This is a genomic window from Tardiphaga sp. OK246 (assembly GCF_900188215.1).
GTDB lineage: Bacteria > Pseudomonadota > Alphaproteobacteria > Rhizobiales > Xanthobacteraceae > Tardiphaga > Tardiphaga robiniae.
Map to the genome: position 1 here is coordinate 449,057 of NZ_FZOX01000001.1, position 16,123 is coordinate 465,179.

Annotated in this window: 17 protein-coding genes; 12 read left to right on the forward strand and 5 right to left on the reverse strand. The window is 62.1% G+C overall.

All coding sequences use genetic code 11. The annotated features are described in order from the left end of the window. Positions 1-7: 7 nt before the first annotated feature. The 3 genes from CHC01_RS02165 to CHC01_RS02175 are packed head-to-tail and all read left to right on the forward strand — an operon-like array spanning position 8 to position 3,656. Complete coding sequence (locus CHC01_RS02165) at positions 8-748, forward strand: ABC transporter ATP-binding protein (RefSeq protein WP_089262047.1); 741 nt, start codon at positions 8-10, stop codon at positions 746-748. Continuing rightward, complete coding sequence (locus tag CHC01_RS02170) at positions 745-1,800, forward strand: Gfo/Idh/MocA family protein (RefSeq protein WP_089262049.1); 1,056 nt, start codon at positions 745-747, stop codon at positions 1,798-1,800. Before CHC01_RS02165 ends, CHC01_RS02170 begins: the two co-directional genes overlap by 4 nt. Further along, on the forward strand, positions 1,797-3,656 hold the full coding sequence (locus tag CHC01_RS02175; RefSeq protein ID WP_089262051.1) for a bifunctional sugar phosphate isomerase/epimerase/4-hydroxyphenylpyruvate dioxygenase family protein: 1,860 nt from the start codon (positions 1,797-1,799) through the stop codon (positions 3,654-3,656). Before CHC01_RS02170 ends, CHC01_RS02175 begins: the two co-directional genes overlap by 4 nt. Before the next feature lie 15 nt (positions 3,657-3,671). On the opposite strand, the gene CHC01_RS02180 is transcribed toward CHC01_RS02175, so the two are convergent. The 3 genes from CHC01_RS02180 to mnmA are packed head-to-tail and all read right to left on the reverse strand — an operon-like array spanning position 3,672 to position 5,946. Next, the gene (locus tag CHC01_RS02180) at positions 3,672-4,043 is read right to left on the reverse strand and encodes a hypothetical protein (protein ID WP_089263610.1); all 372 of its coding nucleotides are present in this window, start codon (positions 4,041-4,043) and stop codon (positions 3,672-3,674) included. Between the two features lie 50 nt (positions 4,044-4,093). Further along, positions 4,094-4,732 carry a class I SAM-dependent methyltransferase gene (locus CHC01_RS02185; RefSeq protein ID WP_089262053.1) on the reverse strand — a complete coding sequence of 213 codons (639 nt, stop codon included), beginning with the start codon at positions 4,730-4,732 and terminating at the stop codon, positions 4,094-4,096. A gap of 17 nt (positions 4,733-4,749) precedes the next feature. Next, complete coding sequence (gene mnmA / locus CHC01_RS02190) at positions 4,750-5,946, reverse strand: tRNA 2-thiouridine(34) synthase MnmA (RefSeq protein WP_089263611.1); 1,197 nt, start codon at positions 5,944-5,946, stop codon at positions 4,750-4,752. Positions 5,947-6,266: 320 nt separating this feature from the next. Between mnmA and CHC01_RS02195 the strand changes: the two genes are divergently transcribed. From CHC01_RS02195 to flbD, 8 genes are all read left to right on the forward strand, one after another. Further along, positions 6,267-7,790: a flagellar hook-length control protein FliK gene (locus CHC01_RS02195; RefSeq protein WP_176454470.1), complete on the forward strand. Its 1,524-nt coding sequence runs from the start codon at positions 6,267-6,269 to the stop codon at positions 7,788-7,790. A 10-nt stretch (positions 7,791-7,800) separates the two neighbouring features. Further along, entirely contained in the window at positions 7,801-8,526 is a 726-nt protein-coding gene (locus CHC01_RS02200; RefSeq protein ID WP_089262057.1) for a flagellar hook assembly protein FlgD, read from the forward strand. 146 nt (positions 8,527-8,672) lie between these two features. After that, entirely contained in the window at positions 8,673-8,948 is a 276-nt protein-coding gene (sciP, locus tag CHC01_RS02205; RefSeq protein WP_002714638.1) for a CtrA inhibitor SciP, read from the forward strand. 171 nt (positions 8,949-9,119) lie between these two features. After that, a complete protein-coding gene (gene fliF / locus CHC01_RS02210; RefSeq protein WP_089263612.1) occupies positions 9,120-10,733 on the forward strand; it encodes a flagellar basal-body MS-ring/collar protein FliF in 1,614 nt (537 codons plus the stop codon). Between the two features lie 5 nt (positions 10,734-10,738). Continuing rightward, the gene (gene fliG, locus CHC01_RS02215) at positions 10,739-11,830 is read left to right on the forward strand and encodes a flagellar motor switch protein FliG (protein WP_089262059.1); all 1,092 of its coding nucleotides are present in this window, start codon (positions 10,739-10,741) and stop codon (positions 11,828-11,830) included. After that, entirely contained in the window at positions 11,830-12,450 is a 621-nt protein-coding gene (locus CHC01_RS02220; RefSeq protein ID WP_089262061.1) for a FliH/SctL family protein, read from the forward strand. Before fliG ends, CHC01_RS02220 begins: the two co-directional genes overlap by 1 nt. A gap of 21 nt (positions 12,451-12,471) precedes the next feature. Beyond that, positions 12,472-12,816, forward strand: coding sequence for a flagellar motor switch protein FliN (fliN, locus tag CHC01_RS02225; RefSeq protein ID WP_089262063.1), 345 nt, complete (start codon positions 12,472-12,474; stop codon positions 12,814-12,816). Positions 12,817-12,869: 53 nt separating this feature from the next. Continuing rightward, positions 12,870-14,255 (forward strand): sigma-54-dependent transcriptional regulator FlbD, encoded by a 1,386-nt coding sequence (gene flbD / locus CHC01_RS02230; protein WP_068733445.1) that lies wholly within the window; start codon positions 12,870-12,872, stop codon positions 14,253-14,255. Here the strand turns inward: flbD and CHC01_RS02235 are convergent, their stop codons facing one another. Both CHC01_RS02235 and CHC01_RS02240 read right to left on the reverse strand, forming a co-directional pair. Then, a complete protein-coding gene (locus CHC01_RS02235; RefSeq protein ID WP_089262065.1) occupies positions 14,256-14,438 on the reverse strand; it encodes a hypothetical protein in 183 nt (60 codons plus the stop codon). Further along, the gene (locus tag CHC01_RS02240; protein ID WP_158596755.1) at positions 14,435-14,821 is read right to left on the reverse strand and encodes a DUF4345 domain-containing protein; all 387 of its coding nucleotides are present in this window, start codon (positions 14,819-14,821) and stop codon (positions 14,435-14,437) included. Before CHC01_RS02240 ends, CHC01_RS02235 begins: the two co-directional genes overlap by 4 nt. A gap of 175 nt (positions 14,822-14,996) precedes the next feature. Here CHC01_RS02240 and CHC01_RS02245 point away from each other — a divergent pair, with 175 nt between their 5' ends. Next, a complete protein-coding gene (locus CHC01_RS02245) occupies positions 14,997-16,106 on the forward strand; it encodes an ATP-dependent DNA helicase (protein WP_068733440.1) in 1,110 nt (369 codons plus the stop codon). The last annotated feature ends 17 nt before the right edge of the window (positions 16,107-16,123 follow it).

Sequence of the window (16,123 nt, forward strand, 5' to 3'; positions counted from 1 at the left end):
TAGTGCCATGAGCGATGCAATCCTGGACGTTCAGAACCTTGTCGGCGGCTACGGCAAGATGACGATCTTGAATGGCACCACCTTCTCGGTGCCGGCTGGGTCGATCACCACCGTCATCGGGCCAAACGGCGCCGGCAAGTCCACGGTGTTCAAGGCGATCTTCGGTCTGCTGAAGCTGCGCGAAGGCAAAGTCGTATTCAAGGGCAAGGACGTCACCGGTCTCAGCCAGCGCGCACTGCTGACGGCAGGCATCTGCTATGTCCCGCAGGGCCGCAATATCTTTCCGGAACTCACGGTCCGTCACAATATCGAGCTTGGTGCCGTCGCCGCCGGCCGCGACATCACCGATCTGCCGGCCCGTATCGAGGCCGCTCTCGACAAATTCCCCGTACTGCGTACCAAGGCGAAGCAACAGGCCTCGACGCTATCCGGCGGCGAGCAGAAACAGCTCGAAATCGCTCGCGGCCTGCTGCTCAATCCGCAGCTGGTGCTGATCGATGAACCTTCCATTGGGCTCTCGCCGCTGATGGTGTTGCAGACCTTCAACATCCTGAAGGAGTTGCGTGACCGCGGCGTCTCGATCCTGATGATCGAGCAGAATGCACGCTCGGCCCTGGAGATTTCCGATTTCGGCATCGTGCTCGAACTCGGCCAGACCCGCTTGATGGACAAGGCCGACCGTGTGCTCAACGATCCGCGCATCGGACAGTTGTTCCTCGGCGGCGCCATGACGGAGACCGCGGCATGAACACGATGCAGATCGGCGTGGCGGGCGCAGGCGCGATCGGCCGCAGGCATGTCGAGCTGATCGAGGCCTCAAGGGATTGCGTCGTCGCGGGGATCGCCGCCCCCTCGCCCGAAGCGAAAGCATTCGCGTCGGCGCGCGGCATCGACTGGTATGCCGACCATCGCGAACTGCTTGAAGAAGCGCAGCCCGACGGCCTGATTATCGCTTCCCCGAACGCGCTGCATCTGGCGATGGCGCTGGACTGCATCGAACACGGCATCCCGGCGCTGGTGGAAAAGCCGGTCACCGACACCGTGATGGCCGCGCAGGAGTTGCTTCGGGCTACTAGGCGTTCCGGCGTGCCGGTGCTGGTCGGCCATCATCGCCGTCACAATCCACGCATCAAGGCGATACCTGACGCGATTGTTGCCGGGCAGATCGGTCAACTCACCGCCGTGGTCGGGCTGTGGCTGCTGAAGAAGCCCGACGATTATTTCGACGTCGCCTGGCGACGCGAGCCGGGTGGCGGTCCGGTCCTGATCAACCTGGTGCATGACCTCGACAATCTACGCTTCATCTGCGGCGAGATCGTCCACGTGCAGGCACTGACCTCGAACAAAGCGCGCGGCTTCGCGGTCGAAGATACTGCGGCGCTGCTGCTGAGATTCGCCAATGGCGCGCTCGGCACGGTGACGGTGTCCGATGCCACACCGGCGCCATGGAGCTGGGAATTGTCGTCCGGCGAAAACACCGCCTACGCCCGCGAAAACCAGCCCTGCTATCTGTTTGCCGGCACCAAGGGCTCGCTCTCCGTGCCGACCATGGAGCTGTGGTCCTATCCCGATGCCAGCGGCTGGTTCACGCCGCTCGCCCGCACCGATCTTGTCGCGGCGAATGACGATCCACTGGCCGAACAGCTCCGGCATTTCCTCGCCGTCATCGCCCGTCGCGAAGCGCCCTTTATTACCGTCGAGGATGCCATGGGTACGCTCGCTGTTGTTGAAGCCGTACAGCAAGCAGCGCGCACCGGCATGCGCGTCTCGCCCGGCCAGATCGTGGAGCAGGCTGCATGACCAAGCTCTCAATCGCCACCGTCTCGCTGTCAGGCGCACTGGACGAAAAACTCCGCGCCATCGCTGCTGCCGGCTTCGACGAGGTCGAGATCTTTGAAGCGGACCTTCTCTCTTTCAACGGAAGCCCGCGAGATGTCGGCCAGATGTGCCGGGACCTCGGCCTGACCATCTGCGCTTTCCAGCCCTTCCGCGACTTCGAAGGCATGCCGGAGCCGCAGCGTAGCCGAAACTTCGCGCGCGCGGCGCGCAAGTTCGACCTGATGAAAGAGTTGCAGACGGACTTGGTGCTGATCTGCAGCAATATCTCGCCGGCCTCGCTTGGCGGTATCGACCGAGCCGCAGCGGATTTTCGCGAGCTTGGGGACCTCGCCGCGCAGCATGGCATGCGTGTCGGCTTCGAAGCGCTCGCATGGGGCGCTCATGTCAACGACTATCGCGATGCCTGGGAGATCGTGCGCCGCGCCAATCACCCATCCATCGGCGTGATCCTCGACAGCTTCCATGCACTGGCTCCGGCATTTCCCGTCAGCGCCATTGCATCCATCCCGGCCGATAAAATCTTTCTGGTGCAACTCGCCGACGCGCCGAAGCTGGGCCTCGATGTCTTGTCCTGGAGCCGGCACTTCCGCTGCTTCCCCGGTCAGGGCGACCTGCCCGTGGCTGAGTTCATGGAAGCGGTGCAAGCCACCGGCTATAGCGGCGCGTGGTCCCTCGAGATTTTCAACGACCAGTTCCGCGCAGGCTCCGCCGTTCGCACAGCCACTGACGGATTGCGCTCACTGATCCTGTTGCAGGATCAACTGGCAAAGACACCGGCCGACGCCCTGCAACCAAAGACATCCACCCGCGGCGTCGGCTTCATCGAATTCGCCGTCAATGAGACCAAGGCGACAGACCTTGCGACGCTGCTCAGCCAACTTGGCTTTCACAAGACTGGCGCCCATCGCAGCAAGGACGTCGAACGCTGGTCGCAAGGCGCCATCGAACTCGTGATCAATTCAGAGCCGGACGGTTTCGCGCATTCGCATTACGTAACGCATGGCCCCGGCGTGTGCGCCATCGCACTGGACGTCGGCAATACCAAGCAGGCCATGGCGCGCGCGGAAGCCTTGCAGGCGCGGACATTCTATCAGCCGGTCGGACCGGGCGAACTGGAAATTCCGGCGATCCACGGCGTCGGCGGCAGTCTGCTCTACTTCCTGGAAGCGGCCGGCAAGAACTGGGACGTAGATTTCGAGCCGCTGCGGAGCAATGCCGGTTCAGATCATCTTTCCGTCGTGGATCACATCTCGCAATCGATGCCCTATGACGAGATGCTGTCGTGGCTTCTATTTTACACCGGCATTCTCGACCTGCAGCGCCTGCCGCAGATGGAAATTCCGGACCCGGTCGGCCTCGTGCAAAGCCAGGCGCTGATATCAGCCAATCAGTCGCTGCGCGTCATCCTGAACGGATCATCCGCAACGCGTACGCTGTCGAACCGCTTCATCTCGGAGTTCTTCGGTTCCGGCGTGCAACATATCGCGTTCTTGTGCGACAATATCTTTGCTGCTGTGGCCGATATGCGCAAACGCGGCGCCAAATTCCTGCGCATTCCCGACAATTATTACGATGACGTGGAAGCCAAATATGGGCTCGATGCCGAGCTGATGGCTGCGCTACGCGACAACCAGATCCTGTATGATCGCGAAGGCGACGGCGAATTCTTCCAGATCTACACGCCGAGCTTCGATGAGCGCTTCTTCTTCGAGATTGTCGAGCGCCGCAACTATCAGGGATTTGGTGCGGCTAACGCCGGTATCCGTCTCGCAGCTCAAACGCGTGACGCGCGGCCTGTGTCCGTGCCGCGCGCCTGACGAACTCGTTAAGGCTTACTTCGGCCGAACGCTTTGATCGCCACCGGGACTGCCGGGCGGGGGAATCACCGGCGTATTGCTACTATCTGAATTCGGCCCGCGTGCCCGCATCGCGGGATCGACATTGCTCGGCGGGCACAGAACGCCATCTGATTTCGCGAGTTTATCGCCCAACGGCTCCGGGCTCTGGCCGGTCGTCGTACCGCTCGGAGCAATCGTCCCCTGCGGGGTCGTTTGTGTGGGTGCACAATTGGCATTTGCGCGCTCGGCCGATGGCGGCGCGGTCTGTGCGGGAGGTGTGGCAGGCGTCGGCGGCGCCTGCGCGAAGGCGGCGCTGGAACCGGCGATGACTAGACCTGCGATGACAAGCGACTGTTTGATCTGCATCCGGAGCCAACCGCGGGCGCGAACGGAGGTTCCGGTCCCGCGCTCCACAGTCAGGATTTAATGTAGCGGATCAGCGAAAAATGCCCCATCGGCGGCATCGGCCGCCGCTCGGCCAGCGTGATCCCGCCATGGACCGTTGCCCAGTCCACCAGCCGCTTCCACGGAAATTCCGGTCGCCAGCCGAGTCGGCGCGCCAGTGGCGCAAAGGCCAGTTCGAAAATCTTGCGCGGACCGCTTTCGGCGCCGATGTGATTGACGAGAATGAGCTCGCCGCCTGGTTTCAACACACGGATGAAATCGTCCAGCGTCGCTTCCGGATCGGGTACGGCTGTGATGACATATTGCGCCACCACGGCATCGAAATGATTGTCGGGGAATGCGAGATTCTTCGCATCCATAACCGCCAGCGTTTCGACATTGGTGAGGTTGTGGGTGCGGACGCGCTCATGCGCCTTGCGCAGCATCGGCTCGGAAATATCGACGCCGCAAATCTTCGTGGTGCGGGCGTAATCGACCAGCGACAGACCTGTGCCGACACCGACATCAAGGATGCGACCGCCGATGCGATCGGCCTCGATGATGGTCGATTGCCGACCGCTATCGAACACCTTGCCAAAAACGAGATCGTAAATCGGCGCCCAGCGCCCGTAAGCCTTCGCGACCCCCGCGCGGTCGATATCGCCAGCCATGCCCCTACCCTGAACTCTTACACACGCATCGCTGCGACGGCGGGGACATTAGCATCGCGGGGGGAGGTGCTGACAGGGCTTTTCGCCGCAGCGCTCTTGATGAAGCCGCCGCCGAGCACGCGGGCCTGCCCGTCCGGCGCGTCGTAGAACACACAGGCCTGACCGGGCGACACGCCCTCCTCGCCGCCGACCAGTTCGATCTCGTAGCCGCCATTCACAGCACGCAACCAGGCTGGCTGTGGTCCACGGGTCGAGCGAACCTTGACGAACAGCTCGAGGCCATTGCCAACGGCGCGATCGAGCGTGCCGCCGCCGATCCAGTTGACGTCGCGCAGCACAATGCGGTGCATCCGCAAGGCCTCGCGCGGGCCGACCACCACGCGCCGGGTGACGGCATCGAGCTTGATCACATAGAGCGGCGCGCTCGCTGCGATACCGAGGCCGCGGCGCTGGCCGATGGTGAAATGGATAATGCCATCGTGGCGGCCGATGACATGGCCATCCATATCAACGATCTCGCCCGGCTCGAGCGCATTCGGCTTCAGACGCTCGATCACGTCGGTGTAGCGGCCGGACGGCACGAAACAGATGTCCTGGCTGTCCTGCTTGTCGGCGACCGACAGATCGAACTGCCGGGCCAGTTCGCGGGTCTGCGGCTTGCTCATGTCGCCGAGCGGAAAGCGGAGATAATCGAGCTGTTCCTGCGTAGTCGCGAACAGGAAATAGCTCTGGTCGCGATCGGCATCGGCAGCGCAGACCATAGCACGCGAGCCGTCAGCAAGGCGGCGTGAGGCCACGTAATGCCCGGTCGCCAGCGCCTGCGCGCCGAGATCGCGCGCGGTCGCCAGCAGATCGCGGAACTTGACCGAACGATTGCATTCGATGCACGGCACCGGCGTTTCGCCGGAGGCATAGCTCGCGGCGAAATTGTCGATGACGGACTCGCGGAACCGGCTTTCGTAATCCAGCACATAATGCGGTATCCCGATCCGCTCGGCCACGTCGCGGGCATCATGGATGTCACGGCCGGCGCAGCAGGCGCCCTTGCGATGGGTGGCGGCGCCGTGATCGTAGAGTTGCAGAGTAATACCGACGACGTCGTAGCCCTGCGACTTCAACAGCGCAGCCGTCGCCGAGGAGTCGACGCCGCCGGACATGGCGACCACGACCCTGGTGTCCTGCGGACGGCCTTCGAGATCGAGACTGTTGAGCATGGTTTCGGTCACTGATGCGACCGCGCTGGCTGCAAACCGTCGCGATCAGGAAAACGGAGCCAAATCCCGGAACTTAAGGTCGGTCCGACAATGGGTTGGGATATGGCACTTTAATATAGGCCGCCTTGCGCTCAATCAATCACGGCGCCTCGCCGGAAACGGCAATTCTTGCCGCCGGGCAGAAAAGATAATGCCGCGACGGTCCCCACGGAGGTTCCATCCGAATTACAACATACTGATTTATATAGATATTTTTATAAAACGAGAGGTGGCCCGGTCCTTGCTGAAAGGAGGATAGAACTCTTCTGGAAAGGCCGCCCGTGGTTAGCGTCACGTCCGATATCGTCTCAAACGTCTCGTTTCAGAACGCACGATCGAATTCGTCCCGCGACGATCAGCGGTCGGATGCCGACAGCTTCGGCTCGCTGGTCGACAGCAACACCGTTGCCAGCGCCAATAGCGACCGCGCCGCGGCAGCCCAGCCTGATCTGCCAGCACCCGCACGGCGCGACGACACGCGCTCCTCGAGCAATGACCGCACACGGCAGTCCGACGATCGCGCCGACAACGCGGCCGCCAATGCACGTGACCGCGACACCCAGGCAGCCGATGCCGCGCAGGACTCCCGCAAGGCAAAGAAGAGCGACCCGAGCGACACGAAGGCCGATTCCAAGGCCGACGCGAAGACGGGCGACAAGACCGACACCAAGGACGCCTCGTCCAAGGATACCGACAAGACCGCAACGACCGATGTCGATGCAACGGGCTCAACCGAGAAGCCCGTCGCGGTCGCCGCCGTCGCCGTTGCGATCCCCGTGCCCGTGGCCACGACCGATGTTGCAGTAGCTCCGACAGCGCCAGAAACCACCGGCGTTGCACAGCCTCTCGCCATCGCTGCAGCCGTTTTGAAAGCCCAGACGGCAGTGACCGAAGCTGCAACGGCTGATACCGAAGCGGCGCCTGCAACGACGCCCCCGGAAGCCGAAGCGAATTTCGCGGCACTAATCGCATCCGCGACGCCCGCGGGCGGCAAAGCCGGCACGAAGAAGACCAGCGCAGCCGATGCCACAACGGGATCAACGCCTGAGGTCAAATCAGAAGACAAGACGAAGGCGGCCACGACGACGTCCACGCAGCCAGTCGACGCGGCCGCAGCGGCAACAGTCGGCAAGGACGCCAAGCCGGGCGACAAACCCGTCGATGGCGTAGCAACCGACCCGACCGCCGTTGCACCGGAAGCTGCAAAGCCTGCGGCTGGCGCTGCCCATGAGCGTCGTACCGAACACACCGCCCAGGCTGCAATACCGGATGTAGCTGCGCCGACCACCAATAGCTTGCAGCAGCAACCGTTGCAGACCACACCGACGCCGATTGCAGCTGCGAGCCCGCAATTGACCGCCACGATCGCGACCAACGCTCCCGTGCCTTTGAACGGCGTCGCTGTCGAGATCGCCCAGAACGCCAAATCGGGCAAGAGCAGCTTCGACATCCGGCTCGACCCTGCTGAGCTTGGCCGTATCGATGTCCGCCTCGAAGTCGACAAGCATGGCAATGTCACCTCGCATCTCACCGTCGAGAAGCCGGAAACCCTGACCATGTTGCGCCAGGATGCACCGCAACTGCAGCGCGCACTCGAACAGGCCGGCCTCAAGACCAACGACAGCGGACTACAATTCAGCCTGCGCGATCAGTCGCAAGGCCAGCAACAGAACAGTGGCGAGAATTCGGGCCGCAACGCCCAGCGCCTTGTGATCCACGAAGACGAGTCCGTGCCTGCGATCGCTGCGGGCCGCGGTTATGGCCGCATGCTGGGATCCAGCAGCGGCGTCGACATCAGTATTTGAGGAGCGAACCATGGCAGTTGACGCAACGACTCCACCCCCTGTCGTATCCGGTACCACGCCGGTATCGAACTCGAGCAGCAGCTCCGGCTCGACGACCACCGGCATTGCCGATAATTTCCAGACCTTTCTGACGCTGCTGACGACGCAGCTGCAGAACCAGAACCCGCTCGATCCGCTCGATACCAACCAGTTCACGCAGCAGCTGGTGCAGTTCGCGGGTGTCGAACAGCAGCTCAAGTCGAACGATCAGTTGAAAGCCCTGGTCGATCTCGGCAAAGCTACAGAAGCGACGCAGGCGCTCATCTATGTCGGCAACAACGTCGCTGTCGATGGCAGCACGGCGCAATTCAAGACGTCGGCGACATGGAATCTGCTCGCCGACAAAGACTCTACAGCCACCGTCAACATTACGAATTCAGCTGGCAACGTTGTCTACACCGGCAAGTATACGTTGAAGTCCGGCAACGGCACTTTCGTATGGGATGGCAAAGGCAATGACGGCGTTCAGTATCCCGAAGGAGCCTATACGCTGACGGCAACGGGCAAGGACGACAACGGTCGCGACGTCGCCATCTCCACGGAAGTCCAGGGCGTTGTCGATTCCGTCGATCTGTCAGCGAGCCCCGCCCTGCTCTCGATCAACGGCACCAACTATACCGTCGACAAGATCAAGCGTGTGGTGCGTCCGACGACGGCGCCAACGACTCCCTCGACGCCAACCACACAGACAACCTGACGCTGCGCCGCATCATCTCCTCGGGACGATTATTTCGAACCAAATCCAGTTCTATTCGCATTGGAGTTGTAGGCTTAGGCAAATTTTAAGTCGCTGGGCGTAGATTGTTGAAGTGAGTTCAGTGGTTGAGAGTTTGTGAGTACGCCATGACAGAACCCCATCGCCCGAGGGTCAAATACGTCATCGGGCCTGACGGCAGTCCGTTAACAATTGCGGATCTGCCCGCGCCCGGAACCAAACGGTGGGTCATCCGCCGCAAAGCCGAAGTTGTCGCCGCCGTCCGCGGTGGCCTTCTGTCTCTTGAGGAAGCCTGCAGCCGCTATACGCTGACAGTCGACGAATTCCTCTCCTGGCAGTTCTCGATCGACCAGCACGGTCTGGCAGGACTGCGGACCACCCGGATCCAGCAGTATCGTCAGTAAACGAATCGTTAATATCTCCAATTCGATGAAAACCGGCTCCCTCATGGGAAGCCGGTTTTCGTCATTTGGCCATATTTTTGCCACCCGTTAACCGCCGTTAACCATATCGAAACCATACCCCGGCAAAATTTGCCCAGTCGGTCTTTGAGGCCGAATCTCAGGGGCTGGTTCGTGCAGAGTCTTCTAAGTTTCCTTAAGGGTCTCGGCGCGGCGCGCCTGATGGCGATGGTTGCGGTGACCGCCGCACTCATCGGCTTCTTTGCTTTCGTCATCATGCGGGTCACCACGCCGCAGATGACCACCCTGTTCACGGACCTGAGCGTCGAGGACTCCTCGGCGATCATCAAGGACCTGGAACGCCAGGCCATCCCCTATGAGCTGAAGAACGACGGTGCCGCCATCATGGTGCCGAAGGACAAGGTGACTCGCCTGCGCATGAAGCTGGCCGAAGGCGGCCTGCCCAAGGGTGGCGGCGTCGGCTACGAGATCTTCGACAAGTCGGACGCTCTCGGAACAACAAGCTTTGTCCAAAATATCAATCACTTACGCGCCCTCGAAGGCGAATTGGCGCGAACGATCCGGGCGATCGACCGGGTACAGTTCGCCCGCGTTCACCTCGTCCTGCCGGAACGCCCTCTGTTCTCCCGCGAAGCTCCCGAGCCTTCGGCCTCGATCGTCGTCCGCGTCCGCGGCGCCCTCGACCCGCAGCAGGTCCGGGCGATCCGCCATGTCGTCGCCTCGGCCGTCAACGGCCTGAAGCCGGCTCGGGTTTCGATCGTCGACGAAGCGGGACAACTGCTCGCCGACGGCGCCGCTGACGCGACCATGGAAGGCGCCACCGGCGACGAACGCCGCGCCGGCTTCGAAAAGCGGATGCGGAGCCAGGTCGAAGCGATCGTTTCCTCGGTGGTGGGCGCAGGCCGGGCCCGGGTCCAGCTCACAGCCGACTTCGACTACAACAAGGTCACGCAGACCTCCGACAAATTCGACCCGGAAGGCCGGGTCTTGCGCTCCAGCCAGAGCCGCGAAGAATCCTCTGCCGTCGGCGAGCGGGATGGCCAAGTCACCGTCAACAACGAACTGCCAGGCAATCAGGCGGCCGGCAACACGGGGACGGCGAAGGACCAAAGCAAGAAGTCGGAAGAAACCAACAATTACGAAATCTCCCGCGTCACCAAGACCGAAGTGACCGAAGCAGGCCGTGTCAATCGCATCTCGGTCGCGGTACTGGTCGACGGCAGCTACAGCAAGAACGAGAAGGGCGAGCAGGTCTACGCCCAGCGCCCCAAGGAAGAACTCGATCGCATCGCAGCGCTGGTCCGTTCGGCCATTGGCTTCGACCAGAAGCGCGGCGATCAGGTCGAGGTCGTCAACCTGAAATTCGCCGAGGGCCCAACTGTCGTTCCGACGCCGGAGCCGACCGGTCTGCTCGGCATGATGCAATTCACCAAGGATGACGTGATGCACGTCATCGAACTCGCGGTCATGATGCTGCTCGGCCTGGTCGTGATGTTCATGGTCATCCGCCCGCTGGTCCGCCGCGTCCTCGCCTCTGAGCCCGTGCCGGCGCTCCCTGCAGCCAACGCTCTCGTTCTTCCCGACGGTGTCGCTCTCAGCGCTGACGGACAGACCGTCATTCCCGCCAGCGGCCCCAACATGATCGACGTCGCCACCATCCAGGGTCAGGTCCACGCGCAATCCGTGCATCGCGTGGGCGAACTGGCCGATCGTAACCCCAACGAAACCGCAGCCATTGTTCGCGCATGGCTGCAGGAACCGGCGTGATCTGAATGGCATCCGTTCCGCAAACCACCGGCGATAACAGCAGCGACATCGCCAGCGTCGTAGCATCGCTCGCACAGCGCCAGGGTGGCCGTGCGCCAGCGAAGCCGCTGAGCGGCCCGAAGCGTGCAGCCATCCTGATGCTGGCGCTGGGCGAGCAGTATGGCGGCAAAGTGTGGGCGCAGCTCGACGACGACGAAGTGCGCGAGCTTTCACTTCACATGTCGTCGCTCGGCACCATCGAGCCGGAGACTGTCGAAGATCTGCTGCTCGAATTCGTGTCACGGATGTCCGCCTCCGGCGCCCTGATGGGCACTTTCGATGCCACCGAGCGTCTGCTGACCCAGTATCTGCCGTCCGAGCGCGTCAGCGGTATCATGGAAGAAATCCGCGGCCCCGCCGGCCGCAACATGTGGGAAAAACTCTCCAACGTGCAGGAAGAGGTTCTCGCGAACTACCTGAAGAACGAATATCCGCAGACCGTCGCCGTGGTGCTGTCGAAGCTGAAGCCGGAGCATGCAGCGCGCGTGCTCGGCATCCTGCCCGAGGATCTCGCGCTCGACGTCATCAACCGCATGCTCAAGATGGAAGCGGTCCAGAAAGAAGTCATCGAGCGCGTGGAACAGACGCTGCGCGTCGAATTCATGTCGAACCTCTCGCAGACCCGTCGTCGCGACGCGCACGAAGTCATGGCGGAAATCTTCAATAACTTCGACCGCCAGACCGAAACGCGATTCATCACCTCGCTGGAAGAAGACAATCGCGAGGCGGCCGAGCGCATCAAGGCACTGATGTTTACCTTCGACGACCTCATCAAGCTCGATGCCGGCTCGGCACAGACCCTGATGCGCAGCATCGACAAGGACAAGCTGGGTATCGCACTGAAGAGCGCCAACGAGGAAGTGCGCGCCTTCTTCATGGGCAACATGTCGTCCCGCGCCGCCAAGATGCTGACCGACGATATGGCCGCGCTCGGCCCGGTCCGTCTGCGCGATGTCGACGAGGCACAGGCACTGCTGGTGAATTTGGCCAAGGATCTCGCCGCCAAGGGCGAAATCGTGCTGACCAAGAACCGCGCCGACGACGAGCTGGTGTATTGATGGCCGCCCCTGCAAAATTTCTGTTCGATATGGACTTCGCCGCGCCCGACAAGACGCGTGCGCCCGCGATCACGCCGGCCGAGATCGCGGAGAAGGTCGCCAACGCCGAGGCCCAGGCCTATCGCGCAGGCTTCGATGCGGCCCAGCGCGAGGCGAAGGCCGAAAGCGACCGTCGCGCCGCATTGGCGCTGGAACAGATCGGCGTTGCGATCTCCTCAATCTCGTCGCGCTTCGGGGCCATCGAAGAAAAGATGGAAACCGAAGCTGTCGATGTCGCGGTGTCGGTGGCACGCAAACTCTGCAGTGAATTGATCGCCGTTGAGCCGCTCACCGAAGTCATGGCCCTGGTCCACGACTGTTTCAAGAATCTGGTGTCGACGCCGCATCTCGTGGTGCGCATCAACGACAAGCTCTATGACGAAGCACGCGAACGCATCGAGAAACAGGCCAAACAAAGCGGCTTCGCCGGTCGCCTCGTCATCCTCGCCGAGCCGGATATCGAGAACGGCGACTGCAAAATCGAATGGGCGGATGGCGGCGTCGTGCTGGAGCGCGCAACCATCGACGCCAAGATCAACGAACTCGTCGGACGCTACATGGCGTCGCGCAATCAGGCCTGACAGGGCTGTGAGGACTAGAATATGAGCGATCCACAGGTGCCGCTTCCCGATCTCAATGCCACCGATCCCGGCGCAATGGGGGACGTGGGCTATGCTGACGAAGAACAGGTCACGCGCATTGCCGCCGATCTCGAAGCGGTCTTCGACGTTCCAGTCCAGGTCTCGGCCGTGCTCGGCCGCTCCAAGATGGGTGTGGGCGAATTGCTGAAGCTCGGGCCCGGCACAGTGCTCGAACTCGACCGCCGCGTTGGCGAAGCGATCGACATCTACGTGAACAACCGCCTGGTAGCGCGCGGCGAAGTCGTTCTCGTCGAAGAAAAGCTCGGCGTCACCATGACTGAAATCATCAAGGCTGAACGCAGCTAATTCGGGATAAACGGCGCCTCAAGGGCGCGACCAGGATATAACAGGAGATCACCATGCGGCTTCTCATCGTTGGTACCCTCAAGGGCCAACTCACCACCGCCACCAAGATCGCCATGGATAACGGCGCCTCCGTGGTTCATGCCGAAGGCCATGATCAGGCGATGGGCGTGTTGCGCGGCGGCAAGGGCGCAGACCTCCTGCTGGTGGATGTCGCCCTCGACATCCGCGACCTCGTGATGCGGTTGGAAGCCGAACACATCCATGTACCGATCGTCGCCTGCGGCATCACCACCGATGCCCGCGCTGCGGTCGCCGCGATCCATGCCGGCGCCAAAGAATACATCCCCCTGCCGCCGGATCCGGAACTGATCGCCGCCGTTCTGGCCGCCGTCGCCAATGACAGCCGCGACCTGATCTATCGCGACGAAATGATGGGCAAGGTGGTCAAGCTGGCGCAGCAGATCGCCGGCTCCGATGCGTCAGTGATGATCACGGGCGAATCCGGCACCGGCAAGGAAGTGCTGGCGCGCTATGTCCATACCCGCTCCAACCGCGCCAAGAAGCCGTTCATATCAATCAACTGCGCTGCAATCCCCGAGCATCTCCTGGAGTCCGAACTGTTCGGCCACGAGAAGGGTGCCTTCACTGGCGCGATCGCACGCCGCATCGGCAAGTTCGAGGAAGCCACCGGCGGCACGCTCTTGCTGGACGAAATCTCGGAAATGGACGTGCGGCTGCAGTCGAAGCTGCTGCGCGCCATTCAGGAGCGCGTCATCGACCGCGTCGGCGGCACCAAGCCGGTGCCGGTGGACATTCGCATCATCGCAACCTCGAACCGCAACCTGTCCGACGCCGTACGCGAAGGCACGTTCCGCGAAGATCTGCTGTTCCGCCTCAACGTCGTGAACCTGAAGATCCCGCCGCTGCGCGATCGCCCGGCCGACATTCTCGAACTGGCGCAACATTTCGCCAAGAAATATGCCGACGCCAATGGCGTGCCGGTGCGTCCTATCTCCGCCGAGGCGCGGCGCGTACTCACCGCCAATCGCTGGCAGGGCAACGTCCGTGAACTCGAAAACACGATCCACCGTTCGGTGCTGATGGCCAACGGCGACGAGATCGGCGCGGATGCCATCCTGACCCCGGATGGCGATCGTCTCGATCTCGCCAAGACCCCGCCGGCCGTGGCGCATGCAACCATGGCGGCGGAAACCGTGACCCGCGCACTGGTCGGCCGTACCGTAGCCGATGTCGAGCGCGATCTGATCCTGGAGACGCTGAAGCACTGCCTCGGCAACCGCACCCATGCGGCCAACATTCTTGGCATCTCGATCCGCACGCTGCGCAACAAGCTCAACGAATATGCCGATGGCGGGTTGCCGATCACACCGGCCGGAGCAGGCGCCGGCGACTATCGTGCTGCCATGGGCGCGATGTAATTACGCGAAGAACGACAACGACGCGCCCCGCGAATAGCTCGGCGCGTCCTGCTTGCGAAAAATCTTGATCGGATCGCCCGGCGTCAACTCCTGCCGGGTGAACATCGCATAGGCGTAAAGCGCGAGATAACCGATCGAAATCGCGCCGATCACATAGACGATCCCAATGCCGATCCGCTTCATGCGACCGCACCCCGCCGCACGAGATGGCGAAGCCACAGCCAGATCATCGGGACGACCACCAGTTCGCCGATCAGGCTGATCAGCAATCCCACGGTCGGAAAGCCATGACTGAGCACCGCTAGCAAACGCGCAGCCGCACCAAACACGAGAATGAAGGTTACGATCGAAATCCGCTCAAAGCGTTTTTCGATCTGCGGGATCGCCGACCAGTAGATCAGCCCGACCGCCACCAGCACGCCTTTGATGAAGCGCACATAGCCTTCCATCGTCACGCCGAGCCTGACGCCTGAGAGGCTGGTGCCGAACAGCACGCCGGTCAGGCCGAACAGGATGGCCACGAGGCCGACAATCGCCAGTGCGATCTGAAGCAGTCTGCGTTCCAAAATGGGCTCCCTGGGCTCAAGCAGCCTAATAACTGCGTCATGGAACGACAATGAGCAACCGGCCACGTTGGCGCAGACAACTTGGGGGTCTCCGGCTTGCGTCAGACGCCTGAATGGTTAGCTTTCCCCCGCTGAGTCGCGGCAAAATGGCTGCGCACCGCTTTCCAGAGACGCAATGCCGACCTTTACCCCGCATCAAGATGCCGCGCTGAAAGCCGTCGACGACTGGCTGAAGGCGAAGCCAGGCCGCAACGGCACACCGCAGGTGTTCCGGCTGTTCGGCTTTGCCGGTACCGGCAAGACGACATTGGCGCGGCACGTCGCCGACAATGTGGACGGCGAGGTGAAATTCGCAGCCTTTACCGGTAAGGCGGCGCTGGTGATGCGCAACAAGGGCTGCGACGGCGCCTCCACGATTCACTCACTGATCTATCGCGCCCGTGAGAGCGGCGAGGAGCAGCCGAATTTCGAACTGTGGGACGACGCGCCAGCCTCCAAGGCCAAGCTGATCGTGATCGACGAATGTTCGATGGTCGACGCCGAGCTTGGCCGCGACCTGCTGTCATTCGATTGCCCTCTGCTGGTGCTCGGCGATCCCGCGCAGTTGCCGCCGATCCAGGGTGGCGGCTTCTTCACCGAGACCGAGCCCGACGTGATGCTGACCGAAGTGCATCGCCAGGCCGAGCACGATCCGATCGTGCGCATGTCGATGGATGTCCGCGAGGGGCGGTCGCTGCAGCCCGGGCAATATGGCCTGAGCGAAATCGTGTCGCGCAAGGCACTCGATCCGGATCGCGTGATGTCCGCCGATCAGGTACTGGTTGGCCGCAACAACACGCGCCGCGCCTACAATATGCGTGTCCGGCAGAAACTTGGCATCGAGGACCTGCTGCCGGTGGCCAATGACAAGCTGGTCTGCCTGCGCAACAACCGCAAGAAGGTGCTGTTCAACGGCGGTCTGTGGCGCGTGAAGGCGCGCGCTGCCTCGAAGTCGCAGATCATCACCATGCGAATTTCGCCGGATGAGGATTTTGGCGGCAAGGTCACCAAGGTATCTGTGCGCGCGGACTGTTTCTCGGGCGGTGTTGAGACGCTGCCGTGGGAGCAACGCAAGCCTTACGACGAATTCGACTATGGCTACGTGCTGACCGTGCACAAAAGCCAGGGCTCGCAATGGGACGACGTCGTTCTGTTCGACGAGAGCTTTGCATTTCAGGAGAGCCGCGCCCGCTGGCTCTACACCGGCATTACCCGCGCCGCGAAGCGCTTGAGCATCGTGGTTTAACGCGCGTATTTTGCAAT

What these genes read in the sequence shown, in the direction of transcription:
- CHC01_RS02165 (WP_089262047.1), top strand. Translation starts at nt 8, where the DNA reads ATGAGCGATGCAATCCTGGACGTTCAGAACCTTGTCGGCGGCTACGGC.
- CHC01_RS02170 (WP_089262049.1), top strand. Translation starts at nt 745, where the DNA reads ATGAACACGATGCAGATCGGCGTGGCGGGCGCAGGCGCGATCGGCCGC.
- CHC01_RS02175 (WP_089262051.1), top strand. Translation starts at nt 1,797, where the DNA reads ATGACCAAGCTCTCAATCGCCACCGTCTCGCTGTCAGGCGCACTGGAC.
- CHC01_RS02180 (WP_089263610.1), bottom strand. Translation starts at nt 4,043, where the DNA reads ATGCAGATCAAACAGTCGCTTGTCATCGCAGGTCTAGTCATCGCCGGT.
- CHC01_RS02185 (WP_089262053.1), bottom strand. Translation starts at nt 4,732, where the DNA reads ATGGCTGGCGATATCGACCGCGCGGGGGTCGCGAAGGCTTACGGGCGC.
- mnmA (WP_089263611.1), bottom strand. Translation starts at nt 5,946, where the DNA reads ATGCTCAACAGTCTCGATCTCGAAGGCCGTCCGCAGGACACCAGGGTC.
- CHC01_RS02200 (WP_089262057.1), top strand. Translation starts at nt 7,801, where the DNA reads ATGGCAGTTGACGCAACGACTCCACCCCCTGTCGTATCCGGTACCACG.
- sciP (WP_002714638.1), top strand. Translation starts at nt 8,673, where the DNA reads ATGACAGAACCCCATCGCCCGAGGGTCAAATACGTCATCGGGCCTGAC.
- fliG (WP_089262059.1), top strand. Translation starts at nt 10,739, where the DNA reads ATGGCATCCGTTCCGCAAACCACCGGCGATAACAGCAGCGACATCGCC.
- CHC01_RS02220 (WP_089262061.1), top strand. Translation starts at nt 11,830, where the DNA reads ATGGCCGCCCCTGCAAAATTTCTGTTCGATATGGACTTCGCCGCGCCC.
- fliN (WP_089262063.1), top strand. Translation starts at nt 12,472, where the DNA reads ATGAGCGATCCACAGGTGCCGCTTCCCGATCTCAATGCCACCGATCCC.
- flbD (WP_068733445.1), top strand. Translation starts at nt 12,870, where the DNA reads ATGCGGCTTCTCATCGTTGGTACCCTCAAGGGCCAACTCACCACCGCC.
- CHC01_RS02235 (WP_089262065.1), bottom strand. Translation starts at nt 14,438, where the DNA reads ATGAAGCGGATCGGCATTGGGATCGTCTATGTGATCGGCGCGATTTCG.
- CHC01_RS02245 (WP_068733440.1), top strand. Translation starts at nt 14,997, where the DNA reads ATGCCGACCTTTACCCCGCATCAAGATGCCGCGCTGAAAGCCGTCGAC.